Origin of the sequence: Aliiruegeria sabulilitoris, from assembly GCF_001558155.1 — a bacterium.
GTDB lineage: Bacteria > Pseudomonadota > Alphaproteobacteria > Rhodobacterales > Rhodobacteraceae > Tropicimonas > Tropicimonas sabulilitoris.
The window spans coordinates 1-453 of record NZ_LOAS01000114.1; the positions used below are offsets into that span (position 1 = coordinate 1).

Below are 453 nucleotides of genomic sequence, written 5' to 3' on the forward strand. Positions count from 1 at the left end.
CGGCGGTGTGTACAAAGGGCAGGGACTTAATCAACGCGAGCTTATGACCCGCGCTTACTGGGAATTCCTCGTTGATGGGAAATAGTTTCAATCCCCAGTCCCGATCACGAGCGGGGTTCAGCGGGTTACCCGCGCCTCTCGGCGCAGGGTAGACACACGCTGATCCGCCCATTGTGGCGCGCGTGCAGCCCCGGACATCTAAGGGCATCACAGACCTGTTATTGCTCCATCTCGCGTGGCTGAACGCCACTTGTCCCTCTAAGAAGTTGGACGCCGACCGCACGGGGCCGCGTAACTATTTAGCAAGCCGGAGTCTCGTTCGTTATCGGAATGAACCAGACAAATCGCTCCACCAACTAAGAACGGCCATGCACCACCACCCACAGAATCGAGAAAGAGCTATCAATCTGTCAATCCTTTCCGTGTCCGGGCCGGGTGAGGTTTCCCGTGTTG

Annotated in this window: 1 rRNA gene; it reads right to left on the reverse strand. The window is 57.2% G+C overall.

Going from position 1 to position 453, the window contains the following annotated elements:
• Positions 1-453 (reverse strand): 16S ribosomal RNA (locus AX756_RS26965); the annotation flags it as partial.